General features: G+C 71.0%; 12 protein-coding genes. 7 read left to right on the forward strand and 5 right to left on the reverse strand.

Features of this window, described 5'->3' with window-relative positions; translation table 11 throughout:
• The first annotated feature begins 40 nt into the window (after positions 1–40).
• From M2302_RS14865 to M2302_RS14875, 3 genes are all read left to right on the forward strand, one after another.
• Positions 41–6,844: an RHS repeat-associated core domain-containing protein gene (locus M2302_RS14865; protein WP_280838494.1), complete on the forward strand. Its 6,804-nt coding sequence runs from the start codon at positions 41–43 to the stop codon at positions 6,842–6,844.
• 68 nt (positions 6,845–6,912) lie between these two features.
• Positions 6,913–7,302 (forward strand): hypothetical protein, encoded by a 390-nt coding sequence (locus M2302_RS14870; RefSeq protein WP_280838495.1) that lies wholly within the window; start codon positions 6,913–6,915, stop codon positions 7,300–7,302.
• Complete coding sequence (locus tag M2302_RS14875; protein ID WP_280838496.1) at positions 7,289–7,708, forward strand: hypothetical protein; 420 nt, start codon at positions 7,289–7,291, stop codon at positions 7,706–7,708. Before M2302_RS14870 ends, M2302_RS14875 begins: the two co-directional genes overlap by 14 nt.
• Positions 7,709–7,857: 149 nt before the next feature.
• Here the strand turns inward: M2302_RS14875 and M2302_RS14880 are convergent, their stop codons facing one another.
• Positions 7,858–8,988 (reverse strand): cellulose binding domain-containing protein, encoded by a 1,131-nt coding sequence (locus tag M2302_RS14880; protein WP_280838497.1) that lies wholly within the window; start codon positions 8,986–8,988, stop codon positions 7,858–7,860.
• Between the two features lie 408 nt (positions 8,989–9,396).
• Here M2302_RS14880 and M2302_RS14885 point away from each other — a divergent pair, with 408 nt between their 5' ends.
• On the forward strand, positions 9,397–10,503 hold the full coding sequence (locus tag M2302_RS14885; RefSeq protein ID WP_280838498.1) for an FAD-dependent monooxygenase: 1,107 nt from the start codon (positions 9,397–9,399) through the stop codon (positions 10,501–10,503).
• Between the two features lie 129 nt (positions 10,504–10,632).
• Positions 10,633–12,387, forward strand: coding sequence for a cytochrome c oxidase subunit I (gene ctaD, locus M2302_RS14890; RefSeq protein WP_280838499.1), 1,755 nt, complete (start codon positions 10,633–10,635; stop codon positions 12,385–12,387).
• Between the two features lie 878 nt (positions 12,388–13,265).
• Here ctaD and M2302_RS14895 read toward each other — a convergent pair.
• The 4 genes from M2302_RS14895 to M2302_RS14910 form a co-directional block, all read right to left on the reverse strand.
• Positions 13,266–14,489 (reverse strand): MFS transporter, encoded by a 1,224-nt coding sequence (locus M2302_RS14895; protein ID WP_280838500.1) that lies wholly within the window; start codon positions 14,487–14,489, stop codon positions 13,266–13,268.
• Positions 14,490–14,553: 64 nt separating this feature from the next.
• The gene (locus M2302_RS14900) at positions 14,554–15,135 is read right to left on the reverse strand and encodes an isochorismatase family protein (protein ID WP_280838501.1); all 582 of its coding nucleotides are present in this window, start codon (positions 15,133–15,135) and stop codon (positions 14,554–14,556) included.
• Between the two features lie 15 nt (positions 15,136–15,150).
• A complete protein-coding gene (locus M2302_RS14905; protein WP_280838502.1) occupies positions 15,151–16,437 on the reverse strand; it encodes a nicotinate phosphoribosyltransferase in 1,287 nt (428 codons plus the stop codon).
• Between the two features lie 16 nt (positions 16,438–16,453).
• A complete protein-coding gene (locus M2302_RS14910) occupies positions 16,454–19,132 on the reverse strand; it encodes a LuxR family transcriptional regulator (protein WP_280838503.1) in 2,679 nt (892 codons plus the stop codon).
• Between the two features lie 202 nt (positions 19,133–19,334).
• Here M2302_RS14910 and M2302_RS14915 point away from each other — a divergent pair, with 202 nt between their 5' ends.
• The gene (locus M2302_RS14915; protein WP_280838504.1) at positions 19,335–20,897 is read left to right on the forward strand and encodes a hypothetical protein; all 1,563 of its coding nucleotides are present in this window, start codon (positions 19,335–19,337) and stop codon (positions 20,895–20,897) included.
• Between the two features lie 115 nt (positions 20,898–21,012).
• Positions 21,013–21,303, forward strand: a complete 291-nt coding sequence (gene clpS, locus M2302_RS14920) for an ATP-dependent Clp protease adapter ClpS (RefSeq protein ID WP_088963684.1) — start codon at positions 21,013–21,015, stop codon at positions 21,301–21,303.
• Position 21,304: the final 1 nt, after the last annotated feature.

Below are 21,304 nucleotides of genomic sequence, written 5' to 3' on the forward strand. Positions count from 1 at the left end.
CTTCCTATATCTGTGTCCAATCGACCCCCGGGGAGGGTGGATGTTCTCCCGACTCCTGGTCGCGTCCGGCGCTATGCAGCGCCGGGTGGTGCGACCGGTGTCCTGGGCGATGGCCGGTGTGATGAGCGTCAGTCTCATCCAGGTGGCCACCGCCCCCGCCTCGGCCGCGGCGGAGCGTAAACGCCCGACGGCCACTGACGTGGGCAAGACCGTGCCCAACCGTGCCCCGGTCGGCGTGAAGCCGCGCAAGGGCAACCCGGCGGCGGACGCCGCCACGACCACCCCCGCGAAGGTCACCTGGCCGGCGGCGGGCGCCACCGAGATCGCCGTACCCGCTGCTCCGGCCACCGGGCCGGCGCAGGCCGGCGCTCGTGACTCCGCCCGGACCGGTGCTGTGGCCAGCGGGCCCACCGCCACCGGTAAGGCCGGCGGCCTCGCCGTGTCGGTCGCCGCCGTGGCCGTTCCCGCCCCGAAGGCCGGCGCGAAGTCGGTGGCCCCGGCGACGACGCCGGCCACCGCGCCGGGCAAGGTCCGCGTCGAGGTGCTCGACCGCAAGGCCTCCGAGCAGGCTCGGGTCGACGGCCCGCTGGTACGGGTCAACCGCGCCGACGGCCAGCAGGCCGCCGGTGACGTCAAGCTCGGCGTCAGCTACGAGGGCCTGGCCGGCGCGTACGGCGGTGACTTCGGCTCCCGGTTGAAGCTGGTGAAGCTGCCGGAGTGCGCGCTGACCACGCCGGAGAAGGCGGGCTGTGCCGCCGAGCCGGTGCCGACCGTCAACGACACGGAGAAGCGCACCGTGTCGGCGACGGTGAGCGCGGCGTCCAGCGGCACCACCTTCGCGATGACCGCCAGCGAGTCCTCCTCGCAGGGCGACTACGGCGCGACCAAGCTCGCGCCGTCGTCGAAGTGGTCGGTGGCCCCGTCCACCGGTGGCTTCTCCTGGAGCTATCCGGTGCGCACGCCCCCGGTCCCGGGCGGTGGGGCGCCGGGCATCACCCTGGCCTACTCCTCGCAGTCGGTCGACGGCCGCACCGCGGCGACCAACAACCAGGGCTCCTGGGTCGGCGAGGGCTTCAACTACGAGCCCGGCCACATCGAGCGCCGCTACAAGTCGTGCTCCGACGACGGTCACGACCAGTACGTCGACCAGTGCTGGGCGTACGACAACGCCACGATCCTGCTCAACGGCAAGTCCACCGAGCTGGTGAAGAGCGGCAGCACCTGGAAGTTCGCCACCGACGACGGCTCCAAGGTCGAGCGGTTCACCGGTGCGGACAACGACGACAACGACGGTGAGCACTGGAAGGTCACCACGACCGACGGCACCGAGTACCACTTCGGGCTCAACAAGTTGCCCGGCTGGGTCACCGGCAAGGAGACGACCAACTCCACCTGGACGGTGCCGGTTTTCGGTGACGACACCAACGAGCCCTGTAACAAGACCACCTTCCTGGACTCGTACTGCGACCAGGCGTGGCGGTGGAGCCTCGACTACGTCAAGGACCGCTACGGCAACGTCAGCTCCTACTACTACGCCCGCGAGACTAACCACTACGCCCGGTCCAAGAAGACCGACGTCAACGGCGTGCCCTACCACCGGGGCGGCCACCTCAAGCGGGTCGACTACGGGCAGCGGCACAACGCCGTCTACACCACCAACGCTCCGGCTCGCGTGCGGTTCGACGTCAAGGAGCGGTGCCTGCGGACCGGGACCATCGACTGCGACCCGCAGGATCTGACCACCACCACCGCGCCGTACTGGCCGGACGTGCCGTTCGACCGTAACTGCAACGCGAACATCAAGTGCAGGCTCGACCAGATCAGCCCGACGTTCTGGACCCGGGCGCGGCTGACCGGCATCACCACCGAGATCCGCGAGGGCACCGGCTGGACCCCGGTCGACAACTGGAAGCTCGACCACCTGCTCACCGACAACGGTGACGGCTCTCGCACCCTTTGGCTGCACAAGATCACCCACACCGGCATGTACGGCGCCGGCGCGGACATCGCGATGCCGTCGGTGGAGCTGGGCGGCCTCCAGCTGCCGAACCGGGTGGACCGGGACAACGACAACATCGGCCCACTGGTCCGGTTCCGCCTCGCCACGGTCTGGACGGACACGGGCGGCCAGATCGACGTCAACTACGCCACTCCCGACTGCACCGCCACCACGCTGCCGACGGAGGGCAACAGCACCAAGCGCTGCTATCCGGTGAAGTGGAACCCGCTCGGCACCGGCGACCCGATCACGGACTGGTTCTTCAAGTATGTGGTTGCCGCGGTCATCGAGACCGACCGGACCGGCGGCGCGCCGGACATGGTCACCAAGTACGACTACCTCGACGGCGCCGCCTGGCGTAAGGGCGACCCGGACGGGATCGGTGACCCGAAGGACCTCACCTGGAGCGAGTGGCGGGGGTACGGAAAGGTCGTCGTCACCGTCGGCAACGGTCAGACCCAGACCACCAAGACCGAGTACCGCTACCTGCGCGGCATGCACGGCGACAAAATCCCGAGCAGCACGAGCACCCGGGACGTCCGGGTGACCGACTCCGACGGCGTCGAGCACATCGACTACGACCAGTTCTCCGGGCACCAGTTGGAGAGCACGGTCTACAACGGCGCGGCGGTGGTCAGCCGGAACATCGCCACCCCGTGGCGGCACAACACCGCCACCGAGTCGCACACCTGGGGCGACAAGAAGGCCTGGTTCACCAACACCTCGGCCACCCGCAGCTTCGTCGCGCTGGCGGGAGGCGGCTTCCGGGAGACCAAGAACGTCTCCACCTTCGAGACGACCTTCGGCCGCGTCACCCAGACCGAGAACCTCGGCGACGTGAACGTCACCGGTGACGAGGCGTGCAACCGCACCACCTACGCCGACAACTCGGCCGCCCACCTCTACAGCCTGGTGGCGCGCACCGAGTCGGTGTCGGTGGCGTGCTCCGTCACGCCGGACCGCAGGACCCAGGTCATCTCCGACACCAGGACGCACTACGACGGCAAGGCCTTCGGCGTGTCCCCCACGCTGGGCAACCCGACCAAGTCCGAGCGTCTGAAGAGCCACGACGGCACCACGGCCACCTACATCACGGCCGCGTCGGGCACCTTCGACTCGTACGGCCGGCCGCTGACCGCGACCGACGCGATGGGCAAGACCACGACCACCGCGTACACCGAGACGAACGGCCTGACCACCAAGGTGGTCGAGACCAACCCCCTCACCCACGTCACCACGACTGAGTACACCCCCGCGTGGGGCAGCCCGATCAAGCAGACCGACCCGAACGGCCTGGTCAGCCAACTCGAGTACGACCCGCTGGGCCGGCTCACCAAGGTGTGGATGCCGGATCGTACGGGTGCGGCCGGGCTCGACCCGAGCATCAAGTACACGTACCTGATCCGCACGGACAAGCCGGTCGCGGTCAAGACCGAGAAGCGGCAGAAGGACGGCACCTACAGCGTCGAGTACAAGCTGCACGACGGCCTGCTGCGTCCGCGCCAGGTGCAGACCGAGGGGCCGAACGGCACCCGCATGGTCGCCGACACCATGTACACCCCGACCGGCAAGCTCGACCGGACGTACGCGACCTACAACGCCGCGGGCGCGCCGGCCGACACCATCTTCCCCGCCACCGTCGGCGAGGTCGAGGGCCAGACTTTCTACGTCTACGACGGTGCGGACCGGGTCACGGCGGAGATCACCTCCGTCGCCGGCAACGAGAAGTGGCGCACCACCACCACCTACGGCGGCGACCGCACCTCGGTCGACCCGCCGCAGGGTGGCACTCCCACCACGACGATCACCAACGCCCTGGGGCAGACCACCCAGTTGCTGCAGTACAAGGGCACCGGCCCGACGGGCACGTTCGACAAGACGGAGTACACCTACACCCCGTCCGGTCAGCTCGCCACGGTCAAGGACCCGGCCGGCAACGTCTGGAAGAACGAGTACGACCAGCTCGGCCGCAAGGTCAAGTCGATCGACCCGGACGCCGGCACGTCGACGATCACGTACGACAACCTGGACCGGGTCACCAGCACCACCAACGGCGTGGGCCAGAAGATCAGCAGCACCTACGACGAGATCGGCCGGACGACCGCCACCTACAAGGGGGCCGCCGAAACCGGCGTGCGGCTGAGCAGCTGGACCTACGACCTGGAGATGCTGGGCAAGATTTCCTCGGCCAGCCGCTGGGTTGGGGACGAAGAGTACGCGACGTACTACACCGCCTACGACGAGTTCTACCGGCCGCACGCGACCTACTACCAGGTGCCGCAGCACGCGGGCGCGGAGCTCGCCGGGCTCTACACCTTCTCCACGGAGTACAACAGCGACGGCACCATTGCCTCCGTCGGCATGTCCGAGGGTGGTGGCATGCCCTTCGAGGCAATTGCCTACACCTACGACGGCCTCGAGCGCCTCACCGCCACCAACGGTGACGCTCCGTACCTGACGGACGTCGACTACTCGACCACAGGTGAGGTCATCCAGACCGAGGCGGCGCTGGGCGCCAACAAGGTCTGGTCGACCTACCAGTACGAGCAGGGTTCGAAGCGGCTGACCAACCTGCGGCTGGACCGCAGCGGCGCACCGGTCATCGACCTCGACGCCAACTACACGTACGACGCGTCCGGCAACATCCTGCGGATCTCCAACACCCCGTCCGGAACCCGGGACGTGCAGTGCTTCACCTACGACTACCTGCGCCGCATGGAGCAGGCTTGGACGTCGGCGAGCACCGCCACCGACCCGTGTGCCGGCGGACCGTCGGTGACGGGTGTCGGCGGGGTGGCCCCCTATCACCACGCCTACACGTTCGACCCGACCGGCAACCGCAAGACCGAGACGCAGTACGGCACCGACGGCAGCACACTGATCAATCGGGCGTACACGTACCCGACGGCGGGCACCGCGCAGCCGCACACGCTCCGCCAGATGACCGAGACCACCCCGCAGGGTGACCGTCTCTACTCCTACGAGTACGACGCCGCCGGCAACACCAAGCGGCGGACCAAGGTCGGCGAGGACCAGAACCTGATCTGGGACGCCGAAGGCAACCTCGAGTCGGTCACCGATGCCGCCGGCAAGAAGACCAACTTCTTCTACGACGTCGACGGCTCGCGGATGCTCCGTAAGGAGCCGAACGCGACGACCCTCTACCTGCCGGGGATGGAGATCCGGCTCAACCACACCACCCGGGCCACCGACGCCACCCGCTACTACTCGCTACCGGGCGGCGGCACGATCGTCCGCAAGCTCAACGGCCTCTTCTACGTCGCCTCCGACCATCACGGCACCGGCCAGGCGACGGTCGACGAGACCGGCGCAATCACCCACCGGCGTACCACGCCGTTCGGTGAGTCCCGAGGTAACCCGCTGGCACCAGGGCAGTGGCCGACAGAAAAGGGCTTCGTCAACGGCAACCAGGACTCGACCACGGGCCTGGTGAACATCGGAGCTCGCGAGTACGACATCGTCACCGGTCGGTTCATCTCGGTAGACCCGATCATCGACAACGGCGACCCGCAGCAGATGAACGGGTACGCCTACGCCAACAACAACCCGATCTCGTTCTCCGACCCCGACGGCCTCAAGGCGTGCTCCGACGACGCCTGCGGTCCCGGTGCGGACTACGAGGACATGTACGGCAACTACCACAAGGTCAAGGGGCACAACGACGGTTGTGGTGGTTGCTCGAAGGCGTACGACCCGGACGAGCCGCACATCAACGCCTGGAACAATCCTCGTGCCAGCGAGGCCGATCGCCGCGCGGCGGCGGCTGCTGCTGCCGAGAAGGAGCGCCAGGCGCGGATCGCCCGGGCCAAGCAGAAGATCCTCGACTCGGCCAAGGCCCTGGCGAAGATTCTCGCGGACGAGTTGGGCATCACTGACGCGCTCAACTGCTTTACGCAGGGTGACATGGGTGGGTGCCTCGCCACCGCTGGCAACATCGCTGGAGCCATGCTTGGTGGTGTCCTCGGCAAGCTGGCCGTCAGGTATGGCGCTCCCTGGAAGTGGAAAAAGCTCGCCAATCTAACCACCAGGGTCAAGGGTCTGCTCGGCGACCTCGTTGACGGCGTCAAGACCCTGTTTAAGAAGGGCTGCCACAGTTTCGCTCCCGGCACGCTGGTGCTCCTCTGGGATGGCTCGACGAAGCCCATCGAGGAGGTAGAACTCGGGGACAAGGTGGTTGCCACGGATCCGGAGACGGGGCAATCCGGCTTGGAGGAGGTGGTCGCCACCCATGTGAACCGTGATGTGTCGCTCACCGACCTGGTCCTCGCCGTTACCGGGGGCTCGGAGGTGACGGTTCAGACCACCCAGCATCACCCGGTCTGGAGCCATGATCGGCAGGAGTGGGTCTTCGCGGCAGATCTTCTGGCTGGCGAGAACCTGATGTCGCTCAACGGCCGGCGCGTGACCGTCAAGAGCGTGAAGTCCTACACCGGGGCTCAGGTGATGCATGACCTGACCATCCACGCCGTGCACACGTACTATGTGGTCGCCGGCGGCACGCCACTGCTCGTGCACAACTCCGGCGGCTACTGGGGCTCTGGTGACGACCTCGATGACCCGGACCCGTACGAAGAGTACGACGAGTGGGGCGAGGAGCCCAGCCAGCAGCGGATGGAGCGGGGAGACAACAGGAAGAGCAACAAGAAGGTTGATTACGAGATGCGGCGCGCCGGCCTCGATCCCAAGGATCGAGCAAAGCGCGAGGAGGTGCACAGAGGTATTGGCGACCGAGGGCTGGACGGTAATGCCAATGTCAGCCGAGACGAGCTGCGAGAAGCGATCGTCGATGTGGGCGGAGCCGCTGGAGAGGTCTGCGACACCTAGTGCCTGACAGTCGGCAGCTTGCCGCCATCCTGGGCGCCCTGCGCGGTACGACCGCGCGGGGCGCCCGGGTGCGCGACAGCGACAGTTTGATTTTCGACCTGGTGGCGACGGGCACTCCCGGCAGGCTTTCGATGGTCCGGGTCTTTTCCGTGGCGTGGAGAGTCGAAACTGGGCAGGAAATCCTGGTGGGAGCGGATGACGAACCTGCGGACCTTCCGGGAATGGTGAAGGTTCTCAACGGATGCGCCTTGGTGGATGTGTCAGTGAGTTGGCCGAGCCTCGATACGACCTTCGATTTCGGCGACCTTCGGCTGCGCATCTTCCCTGTCACCAGTCGGGTCGACCGACGGTACTGGCAGCAATGGTCCGTTCGTCTGGCGGACGGACGCATTCTCGACGTCGGGCCCGGCCAGAGTTGGCAATTGACGGGACAGGCGAGTGCTCGTGGGCATCAGTGACTCGGAAGTCGCGCTCATCGAAAGCCTGATCTCCCCGATCGTGGGGACCTCTGTCGATGAGGCGAGACTCAGCGACCTGGGGGGGAGTTTGATAAGCGTCACCCTGGGTGGCGGCCTGATCTGGGTGCACATGGCCTCGTGGCGGATCGAATCAGATTCCGAATTCCTGACTGCCTGCGAGGATCATCGAGACTACATCCGCGGCATGGTGGCCAAGCTCGATGGGCGGAGGCTCAGCGGAGTCTCGTTGTCTCCCTTCTTGGACGTCACCTTCGACTTCGACGGTCTGCGACTGATGCTGTTCAACGCAAGTTCGCGTGCCACAGGCGTGGAAAGCTGGTCGATCCAGCTCCCTTCCGGGCAGGCGTTGTTCGTCACCTCTGGCCAGACCTGGTCGCTCCGTTGAGATTGCTGCCTCAGGGCCGCCAAGGGGTTGGATCGGCCGTCGACCCGGTCACCAACGCAGCGCGACGCGTTTGGTGAGCTACCGGTGCCCTGCCGTGGAGGGAGCGTGACCACTGGTCACGCCCCCTCCATCCTTCCGGTTGAGGAATGTCAGGTCCGCGAGCAGGCCACCCCGTTGAGCGAGAAACTCGTGGGCGACGAGTACGCCCCACTCAACGTCCCCTGATACCCGAAGTTCGCCGTACCCCCCGGCGCGATCGACCCGTTGAAGCCGACGTTCCGCGCACTCACCGCCGAGCCGCTCTGCGTCACGGTCGCGTTCCACACGTTGGTGACCTGCTGCCCGGCCGGCAGGTTGTAGGTCAGGTTCCACCCGTTGATGGTGCTCGAGCCGCGGTTGGTGATCGTCACGTCGGCCGTGAAGCCGTTGTTCCACGCGTTCGGCGTGTACTTCACCGCGCACCCGCTACCCGTCGGCGGCGTGGTGGTCGGCGGGGGAGTGCTCGGCGGGGTGGTGGAGCCGCCACCGTTGACGCCGGCCGAGAAGGAGGTCACCCCGAGTCCGGCGCCGCCCTGCCACGGCTCGAAGCCGGCCTGGATACTCGTCAGGTACCAGCTGCTGGTGATCGCGCCGCGGTTCTTCACGTCGTTGATGAAGTCCAGCACGCTGAAGTTCATGCTCGTGATCGGCGACGGCGCGACGTACGAGATGACGTTGTTGGAGCCGTTGCTGCCTCGCCAGACCTCCCAGGCCCGGCCGACGAGGGTGGTCGTCCCGACCGGCGAGCCGATCGGCTGGATCGAGCCCTGGCGGTTGAGCCAGATCATGATCTCCATCTGGTTCACCCCGTCCTTCTTCGGCGTGGGGTCGAGCCAGATGTCGTACGAGGCGTTGTAGATGGCCCCGCTGACGTACTTGTAGCTGATGCTGCTGGTGGCACTGCTGATCTGGCTGACCTGGATCGGCAGGTTGGTGCCGGGGGAGCAGTTGGTGTAGTGGCAGCCGAAGAAGACCGACGGGTACGCGGTGGGGGCGCCGTTGGTGGGATTGCTGCCGTTCTGGGTCGTGATCTCGAAGCCGGTGCTGGTGACGTTGATGCACTGCTGGGCGGTGGTGCCCCAGCGGTTGTTCTGCACGACGTACCGGTTCTGGATCACGGTGGAGCCGAACTGCTCGCAGATCTGGGTGTCGGCTGAGGCCGTGCCGCCGAGCGCGACGGCGACCAGCGATCCGGCGGCCAGCAGGCCGGCGGCGGCGATGGCGCGGAGTGGACGTTTCATCATGCTCCTCGGGAGACCGGCGTCGGGGCGCCGGATGGGACGGGGGAGAGGTGCGGGAGCGCTCCCATATCATTCGACACATTTACATGTCTGCAACAGGAGTGCAACCGGGCCGGCTTCCTGAAGTCGACCCGGACGGCGGAGGGCGATGCGGTGGAACTACCACGCCGCTTCCGCATCGCGCCATCACGAGCGGGCGAAGCCGCAGCTCAGCCGCGAGTGGAGGCGTCGGCGTACCGGGGGATGGCGGGTCGGCCGGGCGGAGACGTGAATCCATTACACGAATGGGAGCGTGGGTCCGACGAGCGGTACCGCCAGGGCCGATCAGGCCTACCGTGTGTCGATCGCGCGGAGTAGTGTCTTGCCTCCAACGCGTGCCGATCCCCCCCTCCGGAGGCGTACACCACCATGGGTGGCTCCCCCCTGCGCATCCTTGTCGTCGGCGCGGGCATCGCCGGTCTGGCCGTCGCCCGGGCGCTGCGGATGGCGGGTTTCCGTCCGGACGTCACCGAGAAGCTGCCCCCGAACGAGCTGGTCGAGACCGGTCTCTACCTCCCCGGCAACGCCGACCGCGCGCTGCGCCGGCTCGACCTGGACGGCCCGGTCCGCCGGCTCGGCCAGGTGATCCACCGCCAGCGCTTCCTGGACGCGGCGGGCGAACCGCTCTGTGAGGTGGATCTCGACGCGCTCTGGTCCGGCGTCGGCGAGTGCCGGGCGCTGCTCCGGCGCGACCTCTACCAGGTGCTGCTCAGCGGCGCCGGCGGCGCGGTGCGGCACGGCGCCGAGGTCAGCGCCGTCGAGCTGCTGCCGGCCGGCGTCGGGGTCACCTTCACCGACGGCACCGGCGGCGAGTACGACCTGGTGATCGGCGCCGACGGGCCCCGTTCGGCGGTGCGTTCCCTGGCCGCGCTCGGCGGGCCGCCCCGCCCCGCCGGTCAGGTGGTCTACCGGGGCGTGGTGCGCGACGGCCCGGAGGTCACCGACTGGACGGCCCTGCTCGGGCAGCGCGCCGGCTTCCTGGTGGTGCCGATCGGCGCGGGCCGGCTGTACTGCTACGCCGACGAGGCCGGCACCGTCGTCCCGGCCGATCCGGGCGCGCGGCTGCGCGAGCTCTTCGGGGAGTACGGCGGACCGGTGCCCGCGGTGCTGGACGCGCTGCGCGACGTCCAGGTGGGGCTCACCGACGAGGTCGAGCTGGGCCGCTGGCACCGCGGGCGGGTACTGCTCGTCGGCGACGCCGCCCACGCCACCGCGCCGACCCTGAGCCAGGGCGCGGCGATGGCGTTCGAGGACGCGGTGGTGCTCGCCGAGTCGCTGACCGCGGCCGGCAGCGTCGAGGCGGCGCTGGTGGCGTACGAGAGTCGCCGCCGCCCGCGTACCCGATGGGTGCGGGACCGGACCCGCGACCGCAACCGGACCCGGGACGTGCCGCCGGCGCTGCGCGACCCGCTGCTGCGCGGGCGCGGCGGTCGAATCTTCCGCGAGCACTACCGGCTGCTCGTCGACCCGCTGTAGAGCGGCCCTCCATCCTGCCGCACCACCCCGAGCGGCGCACCCACCTGCCGGGGACTATCCTCCTTGCGGATGACGGCTCGCAGATAGAAGCGCGTGCCGAGCGGGACAACCGAGAACCGGAGGCCATTCGTGACCACCGTCGCACCCAAGCCGGTCGTGACCCGGCCATGGCCGGTCCGAGAGCCGGTCAAGGGGTCGGCCATCGCGCGGCTGCTGCGCACCACGGACGCGAAGCAGATCGGGATCATGTACATGGTCACCGCGTTCGTGTTCTTCATGATCGGTGGCCTGATGGCCCTGATCATGCGTGCCGAGCTGGCGCGGCCGGGCCTGCAGTTCCTGTCGCCCGAGCAGTACAACCAGCTGTTCACGATGCACGGCACGATCATGCTGCTGTTCTTCGCGACGCCGATCGTGTTCGCCTTCGCGAACTACGTCGTGCCGCTGCAGATCGGCGCCCCTGACGTCTCCTTCCCCCGGCTCAACGCCTTCGCCTACTGGCTCTACCTCTTCGGTGGCACCATGGCGACGGCCGGCTTCATCAGCCCGGGTGGCGCCGCCGACTTCGGCTGGACCGCCTACACCCCGCTGAGCACCGTCGAGCACTCGCCGGGCGTCGGCGCCAACATGTGGGTCGTCGGCCTGGCCATCTCCGGTCTGGGCACGATCCTCGGCGCGGTCAACCTGATCACCACGATCCTGACCCTGCGGGCCCCGGGCATGACGATGTTCCGGATGCCGATCTTCACCTGGAACATGCTGGTCACCAGCCTGCTGGCGATCCTGGTCTTCCCGCTGCTGGCCGCCGCGCTCTTCGCGCTCGCCGCCGACCGGCTGATGGGCGCCCACGTGTACGACCCGGCGACCGGCGGGCCGATGCTCTGGCAGCACCTGTTCTGGTTCTTCGGCCACCCCGAGGTGTACATCATCGCGCTGCCGTTCTTCGGCATCATCAGCGAGGTCATCCCGGTCTTCTCCCGCAAGCCGATCTTCGGCTACAAGGGTCTGGTCGCCGCGACCATCGCCATCGCCGCGCTGTCGATGAGCGTCTGGGCGCACCACATGTTCGGCACCGGCCAGGTCCTGCTGCCGTTCTTCAGCTTCCTGAGCTACCTGATCGCCGTGCCCACCGGTATGAAGTTCTTCAACTGGATCGGCACCATGTGGCGGGGCCAGATCACCTTCGAGACGCCGATGCTCTTCTCGATCGGCTTCCTGGTGACCTTCCTCTTCGGTGGTCTCACCGGTGTGCTGCTGGCCAGCCCGCCGCTCGACTTCCACCTGCACGACTCGTACTTCGTGGTGGCGCACTTCCACTACGTGCTCTTCGGCACGATCGTGTTCGCCGTCTTCGCCGGCATCTACTTCTGGTTCCCGAAGATGTTCGGCCGGATGCTCGACGAGCGGCTCGGCAAGATCCACTTCTGGCTGACGATGATCGGCTTCCACACCACGTTCCTGGTGCAGCACTGGCTGGGCAACGAGGGCATGCCGCGTCGGTACGCCGACTACCTGCCCAGCGACGGCTTCACCACGCTGAACACGATCTCCACGATCGGCGCGTTCATCACCGGTATCTCGACCCTGCCGTTCATCTGGAACTGCTGGAAGTCGTACAAGACCGGCCCGGTGGTCGAGGTCGAGGACCCGTGGGGCTACGGCAACTCGCTGGAGTGGGCGACCACCTCCCCGCCGCCCCTGCGCAACTTCGACCGGATGCCGCGGATCCGCTCCGAGCGGCCGGCCTTCGACCACAAGTTCCCGGAGCTGGCCGCCGGCCACAGCCTGGCCGGTCCGCCGGAGGGCGGCTCCAAGCCGCTCACCAGCGAGTCCGACGGTGGCGCCAGCTACCGCGAGGACACCGCGAGCAACATCGACCGCTGACGCGCCGCACGCGACACCGGCGACGGGCGCCGCACCCCACCAGGGGTACGGCGCCCGTCGCCGTTTGGGCTCGCGCCGGCGTCGGTCGTGGCGTTCCGGTCTGGGCGGCACCCGGTTGGGCGGCGCTCGTCGCCGTTCTGGCTCGGACCGGCGTCGGTCGAGGTGTGCCGGTCTGGGCGGCGCCCGTCGCCGTTCTGGCTCGGACCGGCGTGAGCCGTGGCGTTCCGGTCTGGCGGCGCTCGGTTACCCGTCGTCTGGGCGCGCTCGGCTGGCCGGTCGGGTCTCGGCGGCGGCGTCTGCCCCGGTTCCGCGCTCGGCTCTGGCGCCGGCCCCCGCATCGGGAACAGCTGGTCCGCTCGACCCCGGCTCGCTGGCGACGGCGGAATCTGGGCGGGTGGATCGTGGGTCGTCACACCCGCCGGAGGCGGATGCGCTCGTGAGCGATATACCTGAGAGGCATAAATATGCCTCTCAGGTATATCGCTCATCGGGTATGTGCCCGACCGCCGAGACACGGCGACCCGGGGCCGCCGCGACACGCCGACCCCTGACCCTGACCACCCGGCTGCGGGTCTGCCTGGCTTGGGTCATCCGATCGCTGGCCTGCCCGACCAGCCCGACCGCTCGGCTGTCGGGTCGCTGGCCTGCTCGATCGCTGGCCTGCCCGATCGCTGGCCTGCCCGACCGGCAGCCTGCCCGACCGGCGGCCTGCTCGATCGCCGGCCTGCCCGACCGCCGGGCTGCCGGCCTGCGCCAGCGCCGGGCCGCTGGGCACCCGGGCCGCTGGGCACCCGGGCCGCTGGGCACCCGCGCCGCCGGGCCGCCGGGCCGCCGGGCAGGGTGCGAGAGCGGTGCCGGATCGCCCGGCGGACGGCGGGTCAGGTGGTGGCGGGGGCGAGGTCGGCGGCGTCGGACACGTCGGACGCGGCGGCGGTCTCGCGGCGGTGGCGCAGCTCGACGGGAAGCACGGCCAGCGTCACCGCCAGCCCGATCGCGCCGGTGACCGCGAAGCCCCACAGCGGCAGCGAGGCGTCGATCACCGCGCCGGCGAGCGGCGCGCCGAAGGCGATGCCGACGGTGACGGCGGAGCCGTGCAGCCCCATCGCCTCGCCGCGTACGCCCGCCGGGGCGAGCCGGCTGACCGCGTCGGAGGTCGCCGCGATGGTCGGGGCGCAGAGCGCGCCGGCCGGGATGAGGGCCAGGCAGAGCAGCCACCAGTGGCCGCCGCCCAGCCCGACCGGGATGGTGCAGAGGCTCAGCGCGGCGGTGAGCGCGAGCGGCGAGAACGAGCGGCGGACCGCCCCGTACGCGAAGCCACCGACCAGCGAGGCGACCGCCCACATGGTGAGCACGGCGCCGGTCCAGCCGACCTCGCCGCTGGCCCGCAGCACGGCGACCACCGCGACGTCGGTGCCGCCGAGGACCAGGGTCGCCGCGCCGCTGACCGCGAGCACGGCCAGCATCCGGGGGGTGAGCCATTCCCGGCGGGGCGTGCGGGGCTGCGGACCGGCCGGCTCGTCCGCGCTGCGGGTGGGCGGGTTGAGCAGCCAGAACGCGATGCCCGAGGCGACCACGCCGGTGCCGACCGCCCAGAGGGTGGTGCGCGCCGAGACGGTGGTGGCCAGCGCCACGGCGAGCGCGGGCCCGACCATGAACGACAGCTCGACGGACATCGAGTCCAGCGCGTACGCGGGGCGTCGCCGGTCCTCGGGGGCGAGCGCGGCGATGGACTGCCGGATCACCGAGAAGATCGGCAGGGCGAGCAGGCCGGCGAGGAACGCGGCCGGCAGCAGCACGGGCAGCGAGAGCGTCGGCGCGCTCGCCCAGAACACCGCCTCGGCGACGGTGGTCACGGCGACCACCGGGCGCAGCCCGCGCCGGTCGACCAGGCGGCCGAGCAGCGGCGAGCCGAGCGCCGCCCCGACGGTCATCGCGGCCCCGACCAGGCCGGCGGCGCCGTAGCCGCGGCCGAGGTCGAGCACCACGAAGAAGGTGAGCGTCACCCCGGTCGCGGTGAGCGGGATGCGGGCCAGCACGGACACCAGCAGCAGCGACCGGAGCCCGGGCAGGGCGAGCGCTTGCCGGTAAGGCGTCAAGTTCATGATGGTCCGTACCTCCGGCGGCCATCCTCGACCGGAGATACGACATCGGCAAGCGATTACCGGCTCAAGCGTCCCTGATCACAGGCTCGCCCAGCATGGTGACGCCGGCGCCGTCCATCGCCCGCAGCGCCACGTCGAGGGTGGTCCGCGCGACGGCGGCGGTGAGGTCGAGCAGCACGGTGGTGGCGAAGCCCTCCCGGGCGGCGTCCAGCGCGGTGGCCCGGACGCAGTGGTCGGTGGCGATCCCCACCAGGTCGACCCGGTCCACGTCGTGCCGGCGCAGCCAGTCGACGAGGCACTCACCGTCGTCGGCGTGCCCCTCGAAGCCGGAGTACGCCGCGGCGTGCTCGCCCTTGTGGAAGATCATCTCGACCCGGTCGGTCTCCAGGTCCGGGTGGAACTCGGAACCGGCGGTGCCGACGACGCAGTGCCGGGGCCACGAGTCGACGTAGTCCGGCGGATCGCCGAAGTGCGGGCCCGGGTCGACGTGGTAGTCCTTGGTGGCGACCACGTGGTCCCAGCGGTCCGGCTCGGCGGCGAGCAGCCGGGAGACGCCGGCCGCGACCCCCGCGCCACCGGCGACGGCGAGGGACCCGCCCTCGCAGAAGTCGTTCTGCACGTCCACGATGATCAAGGCGTTGGCCACGGAGTGACTCCTTCGTCAGCTTGCCGGGACGACGGTGACCGGCACCGCCGGGTCACCGCCGGAGAGCTTGAGCCCTTCCCACGGGATGGAGATCAGGCACTGCCGCAGGTGCTCCCGCGACTCGTCGATCGAGGGCAGCGCGACCGGCTCCCCGTCGACGATGAAGGAGCGCTGGAGCAGCCGGTCGTTGGGCTGCCGGTCCGGCACGCCCTGCGGCACGATGATCTCCTCGGTGGCGGTGCCGGTGGGCTTGTGCCGGCGTACCGCGACCTTCCGGCCGCCGATGGTGGCCTTCTGCTCGGAGCGCTTGACCACCGGCCGCCCGTCCACCTCGACCAGCTTGTAGACCAGCCCGGCGGTGGGCGCGCCGGAGCCGGTGACCACGGCGGTGCCGGCGCCGTACATGTCCACCGGCTCGGCGGCGAGGGCGGCGATGGCGTACTCGTCGAGGTCACCCGAGACGATGATCTTCGTTTCGGTGGCGCCGAGTGAGTCGAGCAGTTCCCGGGACTGCTGGGCGATCACCGCCAGGTCGCCCGAGTCGATCCGGATCGCCCGCAGCTCCGGCCCGGCCACCTCGATCGCGTTGCGGATGCCCTGGCTGATGTCGTACGTGTCGACCAGCAGCGTGGTGTCCTTGCCCAGCGTGGCGACCTGCGAGGCGAACGCCGTCTTCTCGTCGTCGTGCAGCAGGGTGAACGCGTGCGCGGCGGTGCCGGCGGTGGGGACGCCGTAGCGCCGGCCGGCGGCGAGGTTGGAGGTGAACCGGAACCCGGCCAGGTACGCCGCCCGCGCCGCGGCCACCGCCGCCTCCTCGTGGGCCCGCCGGGAGCCCATCTCGATCAGGGTGCGGCCACGGGCGGCGGTGACCATCCGGGCGGCGGCGGCGGCCACCGCGCTGTCGTGGTTGAGCACCGACAGCACCAGCGTCTCCAGCACCACGCACTCGGCGAAGCCGCCGGAGACGGTGAGGATCGGTGAGCCCGGGAAGAAGAGCTCGCCCTCGGCGTACCCGTCGACGTCGCCGGTGAAGCGGTAGCCGGCCAGCCACTCGGCGGCCCGGTCGTCCACCACCCCGGTGCGGCGGAGGAAGTCCACCTCGTCGGCGTCGAAGCGGAAGTCGCGGATCAGGTCGACCAGCCGGCCCGTCCCGGCGACCACCCCGTAGCGCCGCCCGGCGGGCAGCCGCCGGCTGAACACCTCGAAGGCGCAGCGGCGTTCGGCGGTGCCGTCCCGGAGGGCGGCGCTGACCATCGTCAGCTCGTAATGGTCGGTCAGCAGCGCGGGGCGAAGGGAGCTCACCGACCCAGCCTAGAGTTCACGCCGATTCCGTGCCGTCGTGGCCCGTGAACGACCGCAGCGCCGCCGGCAGCTCCGCCCGCCCGGTGATGCCCAGCTTGCTGTAGACCCGCTGCAGGTGGTTCTCCACCGTGCGGGTGGAGAGGAACAGTCGCTCGGCGATGGCCCGGCTGGTCACCCCGGCGGCGGCCAGCGTGGCGATCTGCCGTTCCCGATCGGACAGTGACGGTCGCAGCGCCTCCAGCGCCGGTGTGCGGATCTGGTCGCAGCCGCCGAGCAGTCCCGCGAGCCGCTGGTGGGCGGCGCCGGCCGAGGCGGCGCGTTCCCGGCGCAGCTCGCGCAGCGCGGTCGAGGTCGCCTCGGCGGCCCAGACCGGCAGGTCGAGCGCGGCGAAGCCGCCGGCCACCGCCAGCAGTTCGGCGTCGTCACCGGCGACGGTGGCCCGGGCGTACCGGGCCAGCAGCGGCGGCAGCACCCCGTCGACCTGCTCGGAGAGCTCACCCAGCCGTTGCGTGACGGTGCGCCGGCTGCCGTCGGTGCAGGTCGGGCCGACCGGGGCCGTCGCCTGCCCGAGCCGGACCAGGTCGTGCAGGACCAGCACCTCGTGCCCGGCGAAGCCGTCGGCGCGGAGCCGGTCGGCCAGGTCGCCCAGGTGCTTGGTGGCCCCCGGAAGGTCGCCCCCGGCCGCCAGCACCGCCCCGCGGGCCTGCTCCAGCCAGGGGTAGAGCACCACCATGCCGGGCGCGTGCGTCCGGTCGGCCTCGGCCATCGCCTCGGCGGCGTGCTCGGCCTCGCCGCGCAGCGCCGCCGCCTGGGCCCGTTCGGCCTGCGCCAGCCCGGCGTAGACGCGGCTGGTGGCCAGCACCGCGCAGGCACCGAGGCTGACCTTGAGCGCCTCGCCGCTGCGGCCACGCAGCCGGGCCGCGTACGCCTGGAGGATCGCCAGGTAGCCGGTGCCGAGCCGGAAGTCGCCGGCCCCGGCCAGGTCGGCGAACTCGTCGGCGACGATCGCGTCGATGCCGGCCAGGTCGCCGGCGAGGGCCAGCCGGGTGCCCCGGGCCAGTTCCATCGCGAGCTGGAGGTAGGGCATGTCGCTGCGCCAGTGCGGCGCCTCCGCCGCCACCCGGGCGATCGCGGTCGCGCTGCTGCGGAACCGCCCCCGCGCCGCGTCCAGGTGGGCGATGGTGCAGCGGGCCAGCTCCCGCGCCGCCACGCTGGCGGCCGGGCGGTCCAGCACCGACCGGGCGAGCCGGAGCGCCGCTGTGCCGTCCAACCCGTGCAGCCGCATGATCGCCTCGAAGGCGCGGACCCGCGCCTGGTCACCCGGGTCGGTCAGGGTCGCGCCCGCCTGGGCGATCTCCTCCACGGTGGACTCCCGGCTGAGTCCCCAGTAGCTGACCATGCCGCGCACGGTCAGCCAGCGGCTGCGCCGCCGGTCGCCGTCGATCTCGCCGGCCACCGCGTCGAGCACCCGGATCGCCTCGTCGGGCCGGTCGGCGAACATCAGGATGGTGGCGAGCAGCTCCGCGGCGTCGAAGCCGCCGCCGGCGTCGAGCGCCGCGCGGGCCAGCCGGGTCGCCAGGGGTACGTCGTACCGGGCGAACGCCTGGGCGGCCGCGCCGAGCAGCAGCGTGGCGTCCTGGGCGGTGCCGGAGTCCAGCCGCCACACCGCGACCCGGAGCAGGTCGCCCCGGCGCCGCGCGCCGACCTGCTCCAGCAGCTCCGCCAGGCGGGCCTGCAACCGTCGGGTCCGGGTGACCGGGCAGCGGCGGCGCATCATCTCGCCGTAGAGGGGGTGGGCCAGCCGGACGTCGAGCCGCCGGTCGTCGCGGACCATGGTGATCAGGCCACGCTCCTCGGCCAGTTCCACGTCGGCCTGCTCGGCGGCCTGGTAGAGCAGGTGCAGGCCGAGCGGTTCGCCGAAGGCGACCAGCTCCACCACGGCGCGCACCCCCGGCTCCAGCCGCCCGATCCGGGTGTCGATCAGGTCGGTGAGGCTGGGGGCCAGCTCCAGCCGGCCGGTCCAGCGCCAGACGCCGTACTGGCGGTCCAGCTCACCGCCGCCGGCGGCGGCCAGCACCAGCTCGCGCAGCAGCAGCGGGTTGCCGGCGGAGAGCCGGAACAGCCGGTCCGCCGAGCCGGCGTCGACCGGACCGTCCAGGATGGCCGCGAGCAGGTCGGCCGTCTCGGCCGGACCGAGCGGGGCAAGCTCGAAGTGCTCGACCAGGTCGTCGGTCCACAGCGCCCGGATGGGCAGCGGCACCTGCTCGCCGTTGCGCAGCGTCCCCAGGATGGTGGTGTTCTCCCGGCGGGCGAGCAGGTGGACCAGCGCGGCCGACGGCGGGTCGAGCAGGTGGGCGTCGTCGATGGCCAGCACGATCCGCCGCCCGGCGGCCTGCTCCTGCAACACCTCCACACCCCAGCGCAGCACGCCGGCGGGGGAGAGCCCCTGTGGCTGCTCGGCGGGGAGCACCTGGGCCAGCCCGCCGAACGGCAGCGCCGCGGTGGCGGTGCTGGCCGCCACGTACCAGATCGCGTAGCGGTCGGCGGGCAGTGCGCTGACCCCCTCGCGCAGCAGCCGGCTCTTGCCGATGCCGGCGTGGCCGCTGAGGATGAGCCCACGCCCCTCGGCTCCGTCCACGGCCGAATGCAGACGGTCAAGTTCATCCGTTCGGCCGACGAAGCCCCACCGACTCATCGGTGCAGCATATCGACGGAAATCCGTCCGCGCTCACACCGTCACGCTGCGAAGTTGAGTAATGTCGTGGTTACCGGTGAGTATCCGCGGTTTTCGGTCCTGGGGGGTGTCGGACGTACCCTTCCGGAATCCGGGTGCCACCGCGCCGGATGTCCATGCGGGCTGCTCACCGCCGCCCGCCCGCCAGCCACGGGAGCCGCCGATGAAGCCCGGTCCACTCCCCGGGGTCGACGTGCCCGGCGGTGCCGGTGGGGCGGCCGAGCTGCCCCGCTGCGGTCCGCTCCCCGCCCGCCTGGGGGTCACCGAGCCCGGCGCCGACGAGCCGCTGGCGGTGGTCGCCGCCGGTCCGGCCGCCGCGGCCCGCCGGGAGGTGCTCGCCGCCCTGCTCGGCGTCGCCTCCGGCATGCTCGACGTGCCGGCGGGCAGTTGCCTGCTGGTCCGGCACGCCCGGGTCGCCACCCGCGCGGCGTACGTGCCGGGCTACCGGCAGCCGCACTCCTACGGCGCCGACCAGGCGGCCGCCGGCCCGGCGCTGGCCCGCCCGCCGCGCCGGGTCGAGCTGAGCCTGCCCGAGCCGCTGCTGCGTCACTTCGCCGTGCTCGACACGCCGGACACCGACACCCTCGGGGTCGCCGGCGGTCGGATGCTCCTGGACGCGGTCGGCCGCGGCGGCGCGCTGCTCTACGTCATCGGCGCCGACCAGGCCTTCACCGGCGCGGAGCTGCACCTGCTGGCCGAGGTGGCCCGGGCCCCGGTCGAGGTCTTCTTCGTGGTCACCCCCGGCGCGGGCGGCTGGGCCCCGGCCGAGGCGGCGGGCGGGACGGACGACACGGAGGCGCCCGTCCCGTCGCCCCGCGACGCGTCGTCCGAGGCGCCGGCCCTGCTGGACCCGGCGGAGGTCAGCGTCGAGGCGCACCGGGCGGCCCTGCTCGCCGCCGTGCCCGCCCTCGCCGGCGCCCGCTGGTTTCCGGTGCACCGGGCCGAGCATCCCGGCCTGCGCCGGGCCCTGGTCGGCTGGTCCGCTGACGAGGGGCTGCGCCGGGCCAGCCTCCAACCGCCCGTGCTGCCCGGCGCCCACGGCCGGGTGGCCGTCGTGCCCGACGCCGACGCGGGGGACTGGTCGGAGCGGCTGGAGCGGCAGACCCGCACCTGCGCCCGCAGCATCCGCCAGCACCTCGCGCTGGAACTGGCCAACATCCACCTGCGCGCGGTCCAGGAGATCGTCTTCGGGGTGGGCTGCGCGGGCCTGCCGCAACTGCTGGACCGGGAGATGGAGGCGCTGTCCCTGCTCGCCACCGCCCAGTGCGACGAGGCCGTGCGCGCGGTCATCGACGACGCCGCCGCGCGGGTCCTCGGCGCGCCGCTGGCCGAGGGGGTCCGGCAGCGGATCGCCGCGGCCGTGCGGTGGGGTCTGGCCGACCAGCCGCAGGGCCGGGACCTGGAACGGGTGCTCCTGGTCACCAGCACCGCCGGGGTGGGCGACCTGGTCGGTACCGGCGCGATCGACGCGCTGGCCGGCCATCCCGGTGCCACCCGTTCCGAGGTGCTGCCGCCGGTCGCGGTGGCGCTCTCCGGCGGGTGCTGGCAGCACTGGCGCACCCCGGGCAACAACGATCCGATGGCCGCCCGGTCCTGGGCCCAGCGCGCCCTGCGCGAGGTGGAGCTGGAGCTGTCCCGCGAGGTGTCCCGGCGCTTCGAGGCGGTCCGTCTCTCCCTTGGCGCGGTGCTCTCCGATGCCCTCGACCACGGCATCCTGCTCGCCTGAGCGCGGCGTCGTCACGTCGCCGCCCCGCCCGGTCCGCGCCGCCCGGGAGGGTGATCCGGGCCGCCCCGGCGTTCCGGTTCATCGGTTCGCCGAATCCGGTGGCACGATGGGGGGCATGGCGGCTCCACAGGTTGCACCGGTCGAGACGCCGGACACCGACGAGGTGCCGGTCTCGGACCGGCCTTGGGTGACGATCGTCTGGGACGACCCGGTCAACCTCATGACGTACGTGACCTGGGTCTTCCAGAAGCTGTTCGGGTACAGCCGGGAGAAGGCCGAGAAGTTGATGCTGGACGTGCACCACAAGGGTCGGGCCGTGGTGTCCAGCGGCGCCCGGGAGCGGATGGAGCACGACGCGTCGCAGCTGCACGCGTACGGGCTGTGGGCGACGGTGGACCGCTCGTGAG

It is taken from the genome of Micromonospora sp. A200, assembly GCF_029893845.1.
Lineage (GTDB): Bacteria > Actinomycetota > Actinomycetes > Mycobacteriales > Micromonosporaceae > Micromonospora > Micromonospora purpureochromogenes.

Excerpts from the sequence above, each read along its gene's own strand:
- M2302_RS14865 (WP_280838494.1), top strand. The coding sequence starts at position 41 with ATGTTCTCCCGACTCCTGGTCGCGTCCGGCGCTATGCAGCGCCGGGTG.
- M2302_RS14880 (WP_280838497.1), bottom strand. The coding sequence starts at position 8,988 with ATGAAACGTCCACTCCGCGCCATCGCCGCCGCCGGCCTGCTGGCCGCC.
- M2302_RS14885 (WP_280838498.1), top strand. The coding sequence starts at position 9,397 with ATGGGTGGCTCCCCCCTGCGCATCCTTGTCGTCGGCGCGGGCATCGCC.
- M2302_RS14895 (WP_280838500.1), bottom strand. The coding sequence starts at position 14,489 with ATGAACTTGACGCCTTACCGGCAAGCGCTCGCCCTGCCCGGGCTCCGG.
- M2302_RS14910 (WP_280838503.1), bottom strand. The coding sequence starts at position 19,132 with ATGAGTCGGTGGGGCTTCGTCGGCCGAACGGATGAACTTGACCGTCTG.
- M2302_RS14915 (WP_280838504.1), top strand. The coding sequence starts at position 19,335 with ATGAAGCCCGGTCCACTCCCCGGGGTCGACGTGCCCGGCGGTGCCGGT.
- clpS (WP_088963684.1), top strand. The coding sequence starts at position 21,013 with ATGGCGGCTCCACAGGTTGCACCGGTCGAGACGCCGGACACCGACGAG.